Raw genomic sequence first — 16,409 nt, 5'->3', positions numbered from 1 at the left:
TCTATATGCTGTTAGCTTCATGCGTCTTTCAACGTTTAATCCATATATTTATTTCATCACAGATGCTCACAGTGCTTCGCTGATCCTTATTTTTACTTCTGTCCTGCTTTGCAGGCATACGCCAGAATCGCGGACACAGTCTTTCCATCCGTCAGCTCTCCTGCGTAGATCCGTTTCAAAAGGTCGGAAAGTTCCCACGCCTCTACCTCAATCTCCTCGTCCGGGTCAAGATGCTGATGGGTTTTCTTGAGATCGCGTGCCAGAAAAATATCCAGCGCCTCATCACAGAACGCGATCGTTGTGTTGACGCTCATCAGATATTCCAGATGGTCACAACGGTAGCCCGTCTCCTCCTCCAGCTCGCGGTACGCGCAGTCAATCTTCGCCTCATCCGGCGAATCCAGCTTACCAGCCGGAATCTCCAGTGTATAGCGGTCCAGCGCATTGCGGTACTGACGCACCATGAGAATCTTTCCATCCTCCGTAACCGGAAGCACCGCTGCCGCGCCGTCATGATGGATAAAATCCCATTTTGCCTGATGTCCGTTTACCTCGACGGTATCTTCGTACATTTTCAAGATGGTTCCCTGATATTTTAACTCTCGTTTCAGGCGTTTGACCGGCACGGACTCCAGCGATGCCTGCTTTTCTACTTCCTGTTCCATATTTTCTCACCCTTATATCCAGGTTCCTTCTGGGTTCTTTTTCAACATTTTTTCACTATTTCAGGTCGATGCACTTCTCATAGCATGCGTCACATGCCTTGATAACCGCATTCCGCAAACCATACTCCTCCAGGACGCTGACCGCGTAGATCGTCGTACCGCCCGGCGAGCAGACATCATCTTTGAGTGCGCCCGGATGCTTGCCGGTCTCGAGTACCATCTTCGCACTGCCGACAACGCCCTGCGCCGCCATCCGGTAAGCCACATCTCGCGGCATGCCGTACTTAACGCCCGCATCTGCCAGCGCCTCGATGAACATATAGATGTATGCCGGTGCACTGGAACTGATACATACAACCGCATTCATCATATATTCCGGAACGATCTCCATCATACCAAAAGATTCAAAGAAATTGCTGATCATCTGCTTTTCTGTCTCTTCAAACAGCTTCTTGTCGTAGCAGACACCTGTCATACCCTCGCCGATCAGCGCCGGCGTGTTCGGCATCGCACGCACGATACGGCGGTCACCGCCCAGCTTCTCGTTGACACTGTCAATCGTGATACCCGGTGCAATCGAAATAATAATATTTTCTTTCGTTACATGGTCCTTGATATCTGCCAGTACATTGTCATAAAACTGCGGTTTTATAGCTAATACGATATATTTTGCATTTTCCGCACAATCCTGGTTTGTGTCAACCGCCTTGACACCTGTCTCTTTCTCTATCTGTGCCACTCTCCGGCGGTTCAGATCCGTAAAAGTGATGTCTTCCGTTTTATATTTGTTCAGCAGGCTTCGCATGATCGCATAGCCGATATTTCCCATTCCGATAAAACCAATTTTCGCCATAATCTTTGTCTCCCTCCATCTGCCATCCGGCACTTCCCTGCCGGATGAGCCTCCATTTGTTGTCTGACTGCAGCTGCTCTTTCCAACAGCCACATCTGGCTTTCTATTCAGCATCTTGGTAACGGTTCAATCTTCTTACCATTACGCCACAATAAATGCATGAAGCTGCTAAATAATCACTATTTTTCAACTCTATCATGCTATAATACTCGTCTTTTGGACAGTTTGCAAGCAAAATTTCTCCGCCTGCCTTCACGCTCACGACCCTTTATTTTACCCTGCTCATGCAAATTTTCAGTCTGTCCGAAAAACAGAGTTTCCGTTTTCCGCTTCATGAAAAAAAAACTGTATTTTTCTGTATTTCTTTCTCTCTCAAAAAAGATGTAAAGAATGTGCTTTGGCACATTCGGGCGTCTCGCGCGGTCGCTTGCGACATGTTTCTGCTTCGCGCGAGCGCGCATCCTCGCGGAGCGTTTTTTTGTTTCATAGGACGCAATTTCCCATGAAACAAAAAAGTCTTATGAATGTAATGTATCTTCATCCATAAGACTTTTATTTTCATGCTCAAGTTTACTCCATGCAGCCCTGCTGCCGGGTTTTATTTGGCGTACTCGGTAACTCTCGATTCACGGATTACATTGACCTTGATCTGTCCCGGATACTGTAACTCTTCCTGAATCCGCTTTGAAATCTCTCTCGCCATCAGAACCATATCATCGTCGCTGACCTGTTCCGGTACAACCATGATACGCACCTCACGACCTGCCTGAATTGCGTAGGATTTATCAACACCCTTATAGGAGTTCGTGATATCCTCCAGCTGTTTCAGACGGTTGGTATATGTTTCCAGAGTCTCTCGTCTCGCACCTGGACGTGCCGCTGAAATCGTATCAGCTGCCTGTACCAGACATGCAATCAAGCTCTGTGGCTCTACATCGCCGTGATGGGCTTCCACTGCATTGATAACGGTTGCGGACTCTTTGTACTTCTTACAGAGCGCCACACCCAGTTCTACGTGGGTTCCCTCCTGCTCGTGATCGACTGCCTTTCCAATATCATGTAATAAACCTGCACGTTTGGCGGTCCGTACATCGACGCCCACCTCAGCCGCCAGAAGTCCGGCTAACTGTGCAACCTCAATCGAATGCTTCAATGCATTCTGACCGTAACTTGTCCGGAATTTCATCTTACCAAGCAGCTTGACAAGTTCCGGATGGATACCATGAATGCCAACTTCCAGAAGAGCCGCTTCGCCCTCCTCGCGCATCATGTTTTCCACTTCTTTCTGTGCCTTCTCTACCATCTCTTCGATTCTGGCTGGATGAATCCGTCCATCCACAATCAGACGTTCCAGTGCAATACGCGCTACCTCTCTCCGGATTGGATCGAAGCCAGACAGGACAACTGCCTCCGGCGTATCGTCGATGATCAGTTCCACGCCCGTCAGAGTCTCCAGTGTACGAATATTTCTTCCCTCACGTCCGATAATTCGTCCCTTCATCTCATCATTCGGAAGCTGTACGACTGATACGGTTGTCTCAGCCACATGATCCGCAGCACAGCGCTGAATCGCTGTCACCACATAATCCTTGGCTTTCTTCTCTGCTTCCTCTTTCGCTTTCGCCTCGAGATCTTTGATCAGCTTCGCCGTATCATGCTTTACATCTTCTTCCACGGAACGCAGCAGATATTCCTTTGCCTGTTCAGAGGTTAAACCGGAGATCTTCTCCAGTTCCAGCATACCTTTCTCATAGAGAGCCTCTGCCTCCGCAGTCTTTCTCTTAAGTGCCTCCTCCTTGACATTCATACCCGCTTCACGCTTTTCCATCGCTTCTGCTTTTTTGTCCAGGTTTTCTTCTTTGCTCAGTACACGTCTTTCATAGCGCTGAAGCTCAGCTCTTCTTTCCTTTGTTTCTTTCTCAAGCTCATTCTTTGTCTTTAACGACTCTTCCTTCGCTTCAAGGAGAGCTTCTCGCTTCTTTGTCTCAGCAATTTTCAATGCTTCATCTATTATTTCCCTGGATCGTTCTTCTGCGCTTCCAATCTTCGCCTCATATGTCTTCTGGCGATGCTGATTCGCAACGACCCAAGTAATAGCTGCTACAATAACACCTGTAACGATAACCGCAATTATTACTTGTGACACAGGAGCACCTCCTTATTTAGTTTTCATTGTACGAAAATACAATACTATAATTTTAAACGGTTTTATACAGTATGTCAAGCAGAATAAGCGCTTCCTAACCAGCTTCCTGGGACACCTTCAGACAGCGTTCTGTTCTGTTTTATAATACATTTGCACGTTCACAATCATGAAACAGAATCCATTCAAAATTATCTTTGGTAAATGACTCTGCGCCTGAAAGTCAACTAAGTGCATCCTCCTGCTCCTTCATCTCTCTCCGGATATCTTCCCATGAAAATCCCCGCCTCATCAGATAGGCAATGATCTTTTTTTCCTCCTCCGGCGCTGTCTCTCCCGCCCTGTAATGCTTCTTCTCAAGCAAGACGCGGATTGCCTCGCCCGAATCATGTTCTGTCTCTTCCAGCTGCTCCCGGATGATCTCGCGCGATATGCCTTTTCGCTGCAGGTAAAGCTTCAATTCCGCCTGGCTTTTCCGCTTTCCATGAACCTGCAGGTAATTCGCCGCATATCTGGCATCGTCCACAAAATGATATTCCTGCAAAAATCCAATCGTCTCCTGCACGATCGAATCCGGATACCCGTCCTGGAAAAGGCGGCGGCACATTTCTCCTTCCGTCCGGTCCTGCACCTTCAAAAGATTCAGCGCCCTCTCATGTGCCCGGCGGCTTAAAAGATCCAAAAGCTCCCTCTCCGTTCTTTCTTCCAAAACCGCGCCCTCACAGACACCGTATTTTTCTAATTCCCCATTATATAAAAGAAAGGCAAAGTCCTCATCCGTGAAAACTTTGCACTTTCTCTTATCCAGGGATTCTACGCGTTCAATCCGCATATACAGCCCCTTTTCATAGCTACAGTTCACACGCTGCCAGCTGTAACTTTTCCTGTTACTGTTCACACATATGTGCCCTGTAACAGGATTTTACTCTATTTTTCGTCCTCTGCGTCCACTCCTACCGGCGGAAGCTCCGTCGGTGCTTCCTTGGACGCCTCCGGCATCATCGTGTCTTCGGAAAGTCCGTATTTGACACGTACCTTGTTCTCAATCTCAAGGCAGATTTCCGGATTTGCTGCCAGGAAATTCTTCGCGTTCTCGCGTCCCTGACCGATCTTGCTGCCCTCATAAGCATACCAGGCGCCGCTCTTCTCCACGATGTTCTCCTTCGCCGCCAGATCCAGGATATCGCCCTCACGGGAAATACCTTTTCCGAACATGATATCAAACTCTGCCTCACGGAATGGCGGAGCAATCTTGTTCTTCACAACCTTGATGCGGACACGGTTTCCAATTACTTCGCCGCCCTGCTTCAGAGACTCAATCCGGCGGACATCCATGCGGACAGAAGAATAGAACTTGAGTGCCCGTCCACCGGTCGTAACCTCCGGGTTTCCGAACATGATACCAACCTTCTCACGCAGCTGGTTGATAAAAATAACGATACAATTTGAACGGCTGATTGCTGCGGTCAGCTTTCTGAGTGCCTGCGACATCAGACGTGCCTGCAGACCTACGTGGGAATCACCCATCTCGCCGTCAATCTCTGCCTTCGGAACCAGTGCGGCAACCGAGTCCACAATCACGATATCGATCGCACCGGAGCGCACCATCGTCTCGGTAATCTCAAGAGCCTGCTCGCCGTTGTCCGGCTGGGAGATATACAGATTATCGATATCAACACCGATCTTCTTCGCATATGCCGGATCGAGTGCGTGCTCTGCATCGATAAATCCAGCGATACCGCCTCTCTTCTGTACTTCTGCCACCATATGCAGGGCAACCGTCGTCTTACCACTGGACTCAGGTCCGTATACCTCGATGATTCGTCCCTTCGGAACACCGCCCAGTCCCAGTGCAATATCCAGGCTCAGGGAGCCGGTCGGAATCGTCTCTATATTCATATTCGCACCAGAATCACCCAGCTTCATCACTGAGCCTTTTCCGTATGCTTTCTCAATCTGTGTCAACGCAGCATCCAATGCTTTCAGCTTGTCTTCTTTATTCATCTTTCCCTCCAAAACGCCGCTCCGCGGCCAATCACGAACAAATGTTCTAAACTTAGTTCTATCATAGCGGATCCGGCTGTAAATGTCAACTGTTTTCTTTTGGTTTTCCCCCGGACGCACTGCAGGATGCTGCCGGATCTATAACCTGATTCTGCGATTCAAAGTATCTACAATTATATCATTTTCCGGCTGGTTCTGTCTATTATTTTGCCGAGAAAAGCTGCTACCCGAACTGTGTCGTACGGAATTTTCAGTTCAGAAAATTCCGTACGATACAGTTACGCTGCCACCATTACTGTTCACACAAAACCTTCCGTTGCAAAAATGTCTGCCTGTACACGTCATCTGGCACCGCCCCGCTTCTACTCTAACAGCCGCCCGATATCCAGCGCTCCCCAGCCCTGCTGGTTGCGCGGCAGCCCCAGATCCACTGCCCGCTCTTTAAAGCGAAGCTTCACATCCCGGTTCGTCATGTCCGGGTTCTGCTCCAGCAAAAGCGCCGCCGCCCCCGCGACAAGCGGCGTAGACATGGACGTCCCGCTTTTAAAACGGTACCCGTTCCGCCGCAGGTTACAGCTCACAATCCGTGATCCAGGCGCCACAATGTCCGGCTTGCAGATGCAGGCGTCCGTCGGCCCCCGCCCCGAATAGTCCACCATCCGGCTGCCTGCCACCTCTACCTCCCGGTCATCATCCGCACATCCCACCGTGATGACCTTCCGGCTGATCCCCGGCGTTGTGATCGTGTGCGCGGCTGGGCCATTATTTCCCGCTGCCACCACGACCACATACCCGGCATCCCACGCCGCATCGACACCGCGCACCAGCGCCGAATCTTCGCTCATTCCCTTCGGTGTAAAGGAGCCAACCGATATATTGATAATCCGGATCCCGTACTGGCTGCCATTCTGGCGCACCCAGCGAAGCCCTGCCAGCACATCCGATACATACCCATTTCCCCTCTGATCCAGCACTTTCAGGCAGACCAGCTGCGCCCCCGGCGCCACACCCTGATAGCGTCCCGCCGACGCCGTGCCGCTGCCGGCAATCATCCCTGCCACATGCGTTCCATGCCCATTGTCATCATACGGCTGCTGTTTTTTCTTAAGGAAATCCCGAAATCCGTAAACACAATTTTCCAAATCCGGATGCAGAAATACCCCTGTGTCCAGGATCGCCACCCCGACGCCTTTTCCTGTCAGTCCTCGTCTGTACGCCTCATTGCAATGAATCCATTCTCTCGCCCGGTTCACAGGAAAAAGCCCCCATATTCTTCCCTTACTGTTAGAATATGGGGGCTTTCGCCGTATGTGAATGCAGCCACTTATTTGTGGAAGCTGTAATAGACGGTTCCGCCTGCCAGTCCACCGCGGAACTGCGCCAGCTCACTGACCGTCACCAGCTGATAGCCGCGCTCCACAAGCGCCGGAATGATCGTGACTGCCGCGTCACCGGAAGCATTGTAAAGCTCATGCATCAGAACCACCGAGCCATCTTTTACCTGGTTTAACACGGTCTGCACCGACGAAGCCGCATTGCGCGTCTTCCAGTCCAGCGTATCCACATTCCAGAGTACAATCGGCTGGCTGATATTGGCAAGCACAGTGCTGTTTTTTCCACCGCCCGGAAGACGGACTGTTTTCGGTGCCTCGCCTGTGATCGCGGCAACCGCCTGATTGCAGGCCTCCACCTGCTGACGAATCTCCTGTGCGCCTAACTTCTGGAGATACTTGTGATCCTGCGTGTGATTTCCAATCTCATGCCCATTGGCATACATCCGCTGAATCTCACTCTTATAGGAATTCACACGGTTTCCGACCACATAAAAGGTCACACGGCCGCCGTACTGCTCCGCGCAGTCCATGATGCGGTTTCCAACCGGGGCATACGGACCATCATCAAAGGTCAGTGCCACCATCGGTGCATTCGGATCGATATAACGACCGCCGCTGGCTACCATTCCATCCGGAACCTGGCTGTCCCCCTGCTCCGTTCCCTGTGTCTCAGAAGCAGTCTGTCCGTTATTTCCTGTCTCCTGGTTCTCTGTTGTCTGCTGTCCTTCCGCTGCGCCAGCATGATTCTCGCTGCCAGCAGCCGTCTGTGCATCCCCCGCCTCATTCTGGGAACCGGACGCCTGCTCCCGCCTCTGAATCAGCTCCATATCCGATGCCGGTCCGGACGGCACATCATCCGCATACGCCGCAAACGACGCCCCTACCGTACAGACCGCCGTAAGTAACAGTGCTGCTGCTCTCATTTTCCATGTTTTTCTCATACCGCTCCAAAACCTCCAAATTGTTTTCTTTTTCTTCTGCCATTCCGATGCAATCCGGAACAGCCGACCATGTGACATACTCACGTACAATGGTTTTATTATATCACACTCTTCCTTTATTAAGAACACTTCGTCCCATTTTACTTCTTACATTTTTCTGACAAGGTTAGTGTTCACGCATACGTGCCCAGTAACGGAATTTGCCGTGGCTTCGCATTTAAATACGGCAAATTCCTGCTGCCGCCACGTTCTCTTATGACGCTTTCGATCCCAAATGTGCCTGTAAACAGTTCCAAAGAATATTCATAAGTATTTTTAATAAATATTTCATATTGTGTAATACACCTAATATATGATATGATAAAAATGATGTCGTTACGCATCACAACGCGTGCAACGTAACACATGGAGTTTATTGACAAAAGAGTTGAAAGGAAGTAACAAATGGGCGGATTTTTTGGTGTCACATCAAAAACAAACTGTACACTGGATCTTTTTTTTGGTACGGACTATCATTCCCATCTGGGAACACGACGCGGTGGTATGGCGGTTTATGGAGAAAACGGTTTCAGCCGTTCTATCCACAATATCGAGAATTCCCCGTTCCGTACAAAATTTGAGCACGATGTCGATGAAATGCAGGGTAACATGGGCATCGGCTGTATCTCAGATATGGAACCGCAGCCTCTGTTAATTCAGTCGCACTTAGGAAGCTATGCCATCACCACAGTCGGCAAGATCAATAATGAAAAAGAGCTGATTCAGGAAGCATTTAAGAAAGGGCATATTCATTTCATGGAAATGAGCGGCGGCAAGATCAATGCAACCGAGCTGGTCGGCGCTATCATCAGTCAGGCAGATTCCCTTGTTGAAGGTCTGAAACTGGCACAGGAAAAAATCAAGGGTTCCATGACCATTCTCCTGCTGACCCCGGAGGGCATCTATATCTCCCGTGACCGCCTCGGACGTACCCCGGCGATCATCGGACGCAAAGATGGTGCGTTCTGTGTTTCCTTTGAAAGCTTTGCATACATCAACCTTGGATACACGGACTACAAAGAACTGGGACCGGGCGAGATCGTCCGCATGAACGCCGACGGCGTAGAGGTACTCAGCCCGGCTCGCAAGGAAATGAAAATCTGTTCTTTCTTGTGGGTTTACTACGGTTATCCGACCTCCTGCTACGAAGGAATCAACGTCGAGGAAATGCGGTACCACTGCGGTCGTATGCTTGCCAAACGCGATCAGTCCGACGCCGATCTGGTAGCCGGAATCCCAGATTCCGGTATCGCGCATGCAGTCGGCTACGCCAATGAATCCGGCATTCCATTTGCCCGTCCATTCATCAAATATACCCCGACCTGGCCGCGTTCCTTCATGCCGACCAATCAGAGCCAGAGAAACCTGATCGCACGTATGAAGCTGATCCCGGTTGACGCCCTGATCCGCGACAAGAGCCTGCTCTTAATCGACGATTCCATCGTCCGCGGCACCCAGCTCGGCGAAACAACCGAATTCCTGTATCAGAGCGGTGCCAAAGCAGTACATATCCGTCCGGCTTGTCCGCCGCTGCTGTTTGGATGTAAATATCTGAACTTCTCCCGCTCCAATTCCGAGCTGGATCTCATAACACGCCGCATCATCCGCGACCGTGAGGGCGACAATGTTTCCCCGGAGCTTCTGGATGATTATGCAAACCCAGACAGCCAGAATTATAAGGAAATGGTCGAAGAAATCCGTAAACGCTTAAACTTTACCTCCCTGCAGTTCCACCGCCTCGACGATTTAATCGAATCGATTGGCCTGGAACCGTGCAAGCTGTGTACGTATTGCTGGAACGGAAAAGAATAATGTTGTAGAATACGTTTCTATGATAACCAAAATGGCAGCCCATCAATTTCTGCTGATGAGCTGCCATCTTTATTCTGTTAATTCTCTGCCAATCGTTTTATCAGCACCGTGCCTTTATAGTTTATACAAGCACACCGCCAATACCCACATCACTTCTGCCCTGTCACCATCATATAACGGTTATGTGCGTCCTTCAGACAGGCAATGAGCGGCTTCTGAGTCAGTGCAAAATACCTTTCCCGGATACTCTGCTGCATCTCGTCCAAATCCGTTTTCAAACTCTTTCCAAGCAGCATCGACACAACAAAATTGCGCGTCACCGACAAAATCGTATTGCACTCCAGATCAAGAATCTTTCCCGTCGCCCGTTCTACTACAAAACTCACATAAAACTCGCCGTGCAGGCTGTAAATCGCGTCCTCCTTGCTCGGTTTCGCCTGACCTACAACCAGAATCGTATCATCCTTATACATTATATCGTTTCCCCTTTTCTTCGAAACTGCCCTGATAAAAGCAGTTTCATCCATATACTGGTTTTATGATACCATGTTCTTAGGAAAGGTACAAGCTACGCTTCCTCGGAACCATATAAAATATGTAGGATTAGTTACTGTTCACGCATACGTGCCCAGTAACGGAATTTGCCGTGGCTTCGCATTTAAATACGGCAAATTCCTGCTGCCACCACGTTTTCTTACGGCACTTTCGGTTCCAAAAGTGCCTACCCGTGAACAGTAACTAGGATTACAATACATCATAAAAGGAACCAAACGCTCTCACGAGAAAAGGGATCGAAATCGACCCCTTTTCCCACTCTTCTTAGGTTAACAAGTATGGTTAACAAATAGTTAACAAGTAATTAACAAATGATGTACTTTTTACTGCTTTTTATCACATCTAACCACCCTTAAAACCCTTGAAAAATCAATATTTTTTAGAATTTTCCAGCTGTAGCTGCTTCCTCAATGGAAACTGCAACCGCCACAGTAGCGCCAACCATCGGGTTATTACCCATACCGATCAGACCCATCATCTCTACATGAGCCGGTACAGAGGAAGAACCTGCGAACTGTGCATCGGAGTGCATACGTCCCATGGTATCAGTCATACCGTAAGAAGCCGGACCTGCTGCCATGTTATCCGGGTGAAGGGTACGTCCTGTACCGCCGCCGGATGCTACGGAGAAGTATTTCTTGCCTTTCTCTACGCATTCCTTCTTATATGTACCTGCTACCGGATGCTGGAAACGGGTCGGGTTGGTGGAGTTACCGGTGATGGAAACGTCTACGCCCTCTTTCCACATGATCGCTACACCCTCGGTAACGTCATTTGCACCATAACAGTTTACTTTCGCACGAAGTCCCTTGGAGTAAGATTTTCTCCACAGTTCTTTCACTTCGCCTGTGTAATAATCCATCTCTGTCTCTACATATGTAAAGCCGTTGATACGGGAAATGATCTGAGCCGCATCTTTGCCAAGACCGTTTAAGATAACGCGAAGCGGTTTTTTACGGACTTTGTTTGCTTTCTCTGCGATACCGATCGCACCCTCTGCGGCTGCAAAGGACTCATGACCTGCCAGAAAGCAGAAGCAGTCGGTCTCTTCTTCCAGAAGCATCTTACCTAAGTTTCCATGTCCCAGACCTACTTTACGCTGATCTGCTACGGAACCCGGAATACAGAATGCCTGCAGTCCCTCGCCGATCGCTGCCGCCGCATCGGCAGCTCTGCGGCAGCCTTTCTTGATTGCGATTGCCGCGCCTACCGTGTAAGCCCAGCACGCATTTTCAAAACAGATTGGCTGGATCTTCTTTACCTGATCGTATACATCCAGTCCGGCATCCTTCGTGATCTTCTCAGCTTCTTCGATCGAAGCAATGCCATAGCTATTTAATACGGAATTGATCTTGTCAATTCGTCTCTCGTATGATTCAAATAATGCCATTGTGATGTTCCTCCTTAACTATGTACCCTGTGATTATTTGTTACTGTTCACGCATACGTGCCCAGCAACGCAATTTTGCCGATGCTTCGCATTCCAAATCGGCAAACTCCGATGTCAGAAATGTATCGTACGGAATTTTCAGTTCAGAAAACTCCTATCTATGTACAATAACGATTATTCCTGTCTCGGATCGATAATCTTAACTGCATCGTCTACACGGCCGTACTGACCTTTTGCCTTCTCATATGCAGTGGTCGGATCGTCGCCCTTCTTGATGAAGTCGGTCATCTTACCTAAGTTTACAAACTGGTAACCAATGATCTGATCTTCTTCATCCAGTGCAATTCCTGTTACATAGCCTTCTGCCATCTCAAGGTAACGCGGACCTTTTTTCAGAGTTCCATACATCGTACCTACCTGAGAGCGGAGTCCTTTTCCAAGGTCTTCAAGGCCGGCACCAATCGGAAGCCCCTCTTCAGAAAACGCACTCTGCGTTCTGCCATATGCGATCTGGAGGAACAGCTCACGCATGGCGGTGTTGATTGCATCACAGACAAGGTCTGTATTTAATGCTTCCAGTACGGTTCTTCCCGGAAGAATCTCTGCTGCCATCGCTGCAGAATGGGTCATACCAGAACATCCGATCGTCTCTACCAGAGCCTCCTGAATGATACCTTCCTTAACATTCAGGGTCAGCTTACAAGCACCCTGCTGCGGCGCACACCAGCCAACACCGTGTGTTAAACCGGAAATATCCTTTACTTCTTTGGACTTAACCCACTTTGCTTCCTCCGGGATCGGAGCAGCGCCGTGATTTACGCCCTGGGCTACTGGACACATATTTTCTACTTCTTGTGAATAAATCATTGTAAGACTCCTTTCGAAATGATTGGATTTTGTACTTTGTTAATTTTATCACATCAATCCTGTCCCTATTATCTCACGAAATTCTCAATTCGTCCATAGGTTTTTTGTAACTTTTCAGACGGTTTTCTCATCTTTCTTTCTCTCCAAAAAAACATACAAAAACACGACAAAACTGACGAACAGAATACACCCCTTTACCATGCTGGAAATACTTAACGCCCACCAGATACCGCTAAGTCCCATCACAGAGGACAACAACACCGCCACTGGGATGCGCGCGGAGGTAAAAGTCACGCTAACGATCGACGGATACAGCGTTCGCCCCAAACCGGAAAACGCACCGATCGAGGTCTGTTCCACCATCATAAACATCTGGCTCAGTCCCACGATCCGCAGGTAATTGACGCCGATCGCCATGACCTCTTCTTCCTGCAAAAAGATCGAGAACAGCGGACGCGCCATTCCGATCAGCAAAAATGTCGTGCAGAGTCCCCACGCCGCCGTCATCGCGATCGCACAGAAATAGCCGCGGCGCACACGGTCATACCGCTTCGCCCCATAATTCTGTCCGAGGAATGCATTGACTGCCGCCGAAAAGCCATCTCCGACCATCCAGGAAACGGATTCAATCTGACTGCCAACACGCTGTGCCGCCACTGCCAGATCCCCCCATCCGGTGATAAGGCGGGTCAGAATCATCGAAATTCCAGCGTAAATCAGGTTCTGCACCGCCGACGGCACACCGATCCGCACGATCTCCCTCCAAACCTTCACCGGAACCAGCACCCAGAGACGCAGATGCGGAAACAGCACCTTTTCCCGCAGGACTGCCTTGAAAAACAGGAGGCTTACGAGCGCCTGTGCCGTGACCGTCGCAGCCGCTGCTCCGCTGACTCCCAGTTCCGGAAATGGTCCGATTCCAAAGATCAGCACCGGATCCAGCACAACATTGAAGACAAGCCCCGCCACGTTGACGATAAACGGTGTCCGGCTGTTTCCCGCCGCCGTCAAAAGTCCTGTCAAGATCGCATTTAGATAAGAAAAGATCACAAGCCCACAGGCGATCCGCACATACCATTCTGCCTGTGCAATCACCTCCGGGCTGTTTAATTTAAAAAATCCAATTAACCGACTGGCTCCAAAGAGCGAAACCAGCCCATACAGCACGGCAAACAAAATCCCCAGCTGCAGCGCACCTCTCGCATACTGCGCCGCACTGTCATTTTCTCCCGCACCAAGACAATGGGCGGTCTTTACCTGACCGCCCGTTCTCGCCAAAATCGCAAATCCCTGGGAAAACCAGGTATACATACCTGCCGATCCCACCGCTGTGACGGCACCTGCCCCGAGGCGTCCGATCCACGCCATATCAGTCAGATTGTAAAGCATCTGAACCAGAGAAGTCGCCATGATCGGAAGCGCCAGCCGGGTCAGTGCCGGGGCGATTGCTTCATTCAGCAAATCTACATGATGAGATTTCATTATTTTGCAGAAAGATACTCGTCGATGCCTCTTGCACCTGCTCGTCCGGCTTCCATCGCGAGAATAACCGTAGCCGCGCCAGTCACTGCGTCGCCTCCGGCGTAAACGCCCTCTTTCGTTGTCTTTCCATTGCTCTCATCCGCCACGATACATCTCCAGCGGTTAATCTCCAGACCTTTGGTCGTATTGGAAATCAGCGGGTTCGGGGAAGTACCCAGCGCCATGATAACAGTATCTGCATCGATCGTGAAATCAGAACCGACCACCTCAACCGGACGTCTTCTTCCAGATTCATCCGGCTCGCCAAGCTCCATACGGCGGCATACGATGCCTTTGACCCATCCGTTCTCATCTTCGAGAATCTCAACCGGGTTGGTCAGAAGGTCAAAATGGATGCCCTCCTCTTTTGCGTGATGTACTTCCTCCACACGTGCCGGAAGCTCTTTCTCACTTCTTCTATATACAATATGAACTTCTGCACCGAGACGCAGAGCCGTTCTTGCCGCATCCATCGCTACGTTTCCGCCGCCGACTACAACTACCTTCTTCGATTCCATGATCGGTGTGTCATAATCATCGCGGAATGCCTTCATCAGGTTATTTCTGGTCAGGTACTCATTTGCGGAAAATACGCCGTTGGCATTTTCACCCGGAATACCCATGAACTTCGGAAGTCCGGCACCAGAACCGATGAAGACTGCCTGGAAACCTTCTTCATCCATCAGCTCGTCGATTGTGATAGATTTTCCGATAACTACGTTTGTCTCAATCTTAACGCCCAGCTTGCGGACATTCTCGATCTCCGGCTGTACAACGCCGCTCTTCGGAAGACGGAACTCCGGAATGCCGTAGGTCAATACTCCGCCCGGCTCATGAAGTGCCTCGAAAATGGTTACTTCATAGTCCAGTTTTGCCAGATCGCCTGCACAGGTCAGACCTGCAGGACCGGAACCGATGACTGCTACTTTCTTTCCGTTTGTCTTCTCCGGCGCTGCCGGTACAAAACCATGCTCACGGGACCAGTCTGCCACGAAGCGCTCAAGTTTACCAATGGAAACCGCCTCGCCCTTGATACCGCGCACACACTGTCCTTCACACTGGGATTCCTGTGGGCAGACACGTCCACAGACTGCCGGAAGTGCCGAAGAAAGTGCGATGACTTTCGCTGCCTCCTCAATATTTCCCGCTTTTACTTCCTGGATAAACGCCGGAATATTGATGGAAACCGGGCATCCAGCGATACATTTTGCATTTTTACAGTTCAGACATCTCTCAGACTCCGCAACTGCTTCTTCCATATTATAGCCGAGACATACCTCTTTAAAATTAGTCGCACGTACCTTCGGATCCTGCTCTCTGACCGGCACCTTTTTCATCATATCTCTCTTTGCTTCCATTATTTGTCACCTCCGCACTGTCCGCATCCGCCGTGATGAGTATCGCCCTCTTTCAAGCGCAGCATCGCTCTGCCTTCCTGAGTCTTATAAATTCTCTGACGTTCCATCGCCTCGTCAAAATTAACAAGATGTCCATCAAACTCCGGTCCGTCTACGCAGGCAAATTTGACCTGGTCGCCTACGGTGACACGACAGGCACCACACATACCGGTTCCATCTACCATGATCGGGTTCAGGCTGACAATCGTCGGAATCTCCAGTTTTTTCGTCAGCAGGCAGACAAATTTCATCATGATCATCGGTCCGATTGCAACACAGACATCGTACTTGCATCCCTGTTTTTCAACTAAATCCTCGATGACACCTGTAACCATACCTTTAATGCCAAAGCTGCCATCATCAGTTGTGATGTAAAGGTTTCCGGCTGCCTTCTCCATCTCCTCGGTCAGGATCAGCAGATCTTTGGTCTTAGAACCTACGATAACATCTACATCAATGCCGTGCTCATGCATCCATTTTACCTGCGGATAAACCGGAGCCGCACCGACACCGCCGGCTACGAAGAGGTATTTCTTCTTTTTCAGCTCTTCTACATCCTCATGGATAAACTCGGACGGATTTCCAAGCGGTCCTACGAAATCATGGAATGCATCCCCAGCCTTGAGGGTACTCATCTTCTCGGTAGAAGCTCCCACGGTCTGGAATACGATCGTGATCGTTCCTGCCTGACGGTCAAAATCACAGATGGTCAGCGGGATTCTCTCGCCCTCTTCGCCCATCTTGACGATGACAAATTCGCCCGGCTCACATGCACGCGCTACACGCGGTGCTTCTACAACCATCAGATAAATCTTATCTGCCAGTTTTTCAGCTTTTAAAATCGGGTACATTCTATTCCTCCTTACAGTTATATGAACATTTTATTGT

At 49.7% G+C, this 16,409-nt stretch carries 14 protein-coding genes; 1 reads left to right on the top strand and 13 read right to left on the bottom strand.

The genetic code is table 11. The features are described 5' to 3' along the window. Positions 1 to 92 precede the first annotated feature (92 nt). The 7 genes from DWX76_RS02740 to DWX76_RS02705 form a co-directional block, all read right to left on the bottom strand. Positions 93 to 665 (bottom strand): NUDIX hydrolase, encoded by a 573-nt coding sequence (locus DWX76_RS02740; protein ID WP_117796358.1) that lies wholly within the window; start codon positions 663 to 665, stop codon positions 93 to 95. 55 nt (positions 666 to 720) lie between these two features. Continuing rightward, positions 721 to 1,518: a pyrroline-5-carboxylate reductase gene (gene proC / locus DWX76_RS02735; RefSeq protein WP_022359673.1), complete on the bottom strand. Its 798-nt coding sequence runs from the start codon at positions 1,516 to 1,518 to the stop codon at positions 721 to 723. A gap of 598 nt (positions 1,519 to 2,116) precedes the next feature. After that, positions 2,117 to 3,664 carry a ribonuclease Y gene (gene rny / locus DWX76_RS02725; protein WP_107000340.1) on the bottom strand — a complete coding sequence of 516 codons (1,548 nt, stop codon included), beginning with the start codon at positions 3,662 to 3,664 and terminating at the stop codon, positions 2,117 to 2,119. Between the two features lie 220 nt (positions 3,665 to 3,884). Further along, on the bottom strand, positions 3,885 to 4,493 hold the full coding sequence (locus DWX76_RS02720; RefSeq protein WP_107000341.1) for a regulatory protein RecX: 609 nt from the start codon (positions 4,491 to 4,493) through the stop codon (positions 3,885 to 3,887). A 95-nt stretch (positions 4,494 to 4,588) separates the two neighbouring features. Continuing rightward, entirely contained in the window at positions 4,589 to 5,665 is a 1,077-nt protein-coding gene (gene recA, locus DWX76_RS02715) for a recombinase RecA (protein WP_022359677.1), read from the bottom strand. 362 nt (positions 5,666 to 6,027) lie between these two features. After that, positions 6,028 to 6,918, bottom strand: coding sequence for a S8 family peptidase (locus DWX76_RS02710; protein WP_022359678.1), 891 nt, complete (start codon positions 6,916 to 6,918; stop codon positions 6,028 to 6,030). A gap of 71 nt (positions 6,919 to 6,989) precedes the next feature. Next, on the bottom strand, positions 6,990 to 7,940 hold the full coding sequence (locus tag DWX76_RS02705; RefSeq protein ID WP_107000344.1) for a polysaccharide deacetylase family protein: 951 nt from the start codon (positions 7,938 to 7,940) through the stop codon (positions 6,990 to 6,992). A 444-nt stretch (positions 7,941 to 8,384) separates the two neighbouring features. On the opposite strand from DWX76_RS02705, the gene DWX76_RS02700 reads away from it, so the two are divergent. Then, positions 8,385 to 9,791 carry an amidophosphoribosyltransferase gene (locus tag DWX76_RS02700; RefSeq protein ID WP_118491852.1) on the top strand — a complete coding sequence of 469 codons (1,407 nt, stop codon included), beginning with the start codon at positions 8,385 to 8,387 and terminating at the stop codon, positions 9,789 to 9,791. Positions 9,792 to 9,940: 149 nt separating this feature from the next. Here DWX76_RS02700 and DWX76_RS02695 read toward each other — a convergent pair whose 3' ends face one another. The 6 genes from DWX76_RS02695 to DWX76_RS02670 all read right to left on the bottom strand — a co-directional run bounded on the left by DWX76_RS02695 (position 9,941) and on the right by DWX76_RS02670 (position 16,372). Continuing rightward, entirely contained in the window at positions 9,941 to 10,264 is a 324-nt protein-coding gene (locus DWX76_RS02695; RefSeq protein WP_022359681.1) for a DUF3870 domain-containing protein, read from the bottom strand. A 461-nt stretch (positions 10,265 to 10,725) separates the two neighbouring features. After that, a complete protein-coding gene (locus tag DWX76_RS02690) occupies positions 10,726 to 11,736 on the bottom strand; it encodes a GGGtGRT protein (protein ID WP_107000346.1) in 1,011 nt (336 codons plus the stop codon). Between the two features lie 174 nt (positions 11,737 to 11,910). Beyond that, positions 11,911 to 12,603, bottom strand: a complete 693-nt coding sequence (locus DWX76_RS02685) for an iron-sulfur cluster assembly scaffold protein (protein WP_022359683.1) — start codon at positions 12,601 to 12,603, stop codon at positions 11,911 to 11,913. Positions 12,604 to 12,717: 114 nt separating this feature from the next. Then, complete coding sequence (locus DWX76_RS02680; RefSeq protein WP_337376874.1) at positions 12,718 to 14,064, bottom strand: MATE family efflux transporter; 1,347 nt, start codon at positions 14,062 to 14,064, stop codon at positions 12,718 to 12,720. Positions 14,065 to 14,084: 20 nt separating this feature from the next. Continuing rightward, positions 14,085 to 15,482 carry an NADPH-dependent glutamate synthase gene (gene gltA, locus DWX76_RS02675; RefSeq protein WP_118570067.1) on the bottom strand — a complete coding sequence of 466 codons (1,398 nt, stop codon included), beginning with the start codon at positions 15,480 to 15,482 and terminating at the stop codon, positions 14,085 to 14,087. Further along, a complete protein-coding gene (locus DWX76_RS02670; RefSeq protein WP_118570066.1) occupies positions 15,482 to 16,372 on the bottom strand; it encodes a sulfide/dihydroorotate dehydrogenase-like FAD/NAD-binding protein in 891 nt (296 codons plus the stop codon). The genes gltA and DWX76_RS02670 overlap by 1 nt, the downstream gene beginning before the upstream one ends. Positions 16,373 to 16,409: the final 37 nt, after the last annotated feature.

It is taken from the genome of Clostridium sp. AF21-20LB, from assembly GCF_003478795.1.
Taxonomy (GTDB): domain Bacteria; phylum Bacillota; class Clostridia; order Lachnospirales; family Lachnospiraceae; genus Otoolea; species Otoolea fessa.
The sequence above is the reverse complement of the archived record's forward strand: the minus strand, read 5'-3'. Positions and strand labels throughout refer to the sequence as shown.